Annotated in this window: 2 protein-coding genes; one reads left to right on the top strand and one right to left on the bottom strand. The window is 47.8% G+C overall.

The genetic code is table 11. The annotated features are described in order from the left end of the window. Positions 1 to 136: 136 nt before the first annotated feature. Positions 137 to 364, bottom strand: a complete 228-nt coding sequence (locus BACCOPRO_RS07825) for a hypothetical protein (RefSeq protein WP_008142517.1) — start codon at positions 362 to 364, stop codon at positions 137 to 139. A 462-nt stretch (positions 365 to 826) separates the two neighbouring features. Here BACCOPRO_RS07825 and BACCOPRO_RS07820 point away from each other — a divergent pair. Beyond that, a partial coding sequence (locus BACCOPRO_RS07820; protein ID WP_008142513.1) for a plasmid recombination protein occupies positions 827 to 1,214 on the top strand: 388 nt, incomplete at its 3' end.

Here is a 1,214-nt window from a genome sequence, read left to right as displayed (position 1 = left end):
ATGTCTATCATGGAGAGAATGTACTTCTTCATACCGGAAGGGACACGCATGACAACCGTCCCATATCCGCTCAGCGGTTTGCGTCCGGCTCCTTCACGTTTGCCACCCCTCTTTGATTTCGTTACGCTTTCAGTACTCATAAACTTACCTCCTTTCTTACATGAATCCAGTTGCCGGAAGAATCCTTCATGCAGATAAAAGGACACGTGCCGGAACGGTAAGCCATACACGATGTATCACACTCCAACGTACACACCCTGCCTATTATCTTGCAGCCATGTCCGATTTCTGACACTTCGGAATCACTCTTGACGGACACCTCACCGTCAATATCCACCGCATAATAAATGTTATTGCACTCCATAACTCTTTGATTTATGTTACGAAATCAAAGGTACGAAATAGTTGATTACGTTACAAAAATCAAGCGTTAAAAATTGAATAATGTAACAAAAATCAAAAGTAGGCTATCTGATTTTTGTTACAGAAACCAAATACCGCCAACGAAAAGAAAACACCCATGCAAATGGCTGCACTCGTCGGGAGTGTTGGTACACCCCCTTGCCGTGCCGGCGCTCCCCGACCGATGAGTTTTTGTGCCATGCGGTATCTGAGAAAAGCCTGAGAGTTCCTGAAAACTTCCTGAGAACTCAAGTAATTTCACACCGCTTGCAAATCCCATCCGAATGGTTTAACTTTGTCAAAGGTTATAGCACACTATAACTCCTAAAGGGGTTGTGTGCGAGGGGACACCCCTCGACCCCAATGCAAGTCGCTACTCCGTACCGACTTGCCGTGAAGTACAGAAACCTAAATCGCATACAGTATGGCAAAGACAAGCATCAATGTAAGAGCCTGCAACATCGGCAGTGCAGAACGGCACAACCTACGCAGCAAGGAACTGGACTACATCCGTCCAGAACTGACCAACCGCAACGAGCAGTGGGTGGAACGCTCCATTCCTGAAGTACATCAGGACATCGCAGAGAAGTACAAAGCAGCAACCGGGCAGGGATTGCAGAAGAAGGCAACCCCAATCCGGGAGGGAGTTGTCGTAATCCAAGAAAACACGACCATAAGTCAGCTCCGGGAACTGGCGAACAGACTGGAGCAGCGTTTCGGAATACACACGTTTCAAATCCACACCCACAAGGACGAGGGTGCAGCCGTATGGAACGGACTGGAGAACGAATGGAAACCGAACTACCATGCAC

The sequence above is a fragment of the Phocaeicola coprophilus DSM 18228 = JCM 13818 genome, assembly GCF_000157915.1.
Taxonomy (GTDB): domain Bacteria; phylum Bacteroidota; class Bacteroidia; order Bacteroidales; family Bacteroidaceae; genus Phocaeicola; species Phocaeicola coprophilus.
Note: the sequence above shows the minus strand (reverse complement) of the source record. Positions and strands in the feature narration are given on the sequence as shown.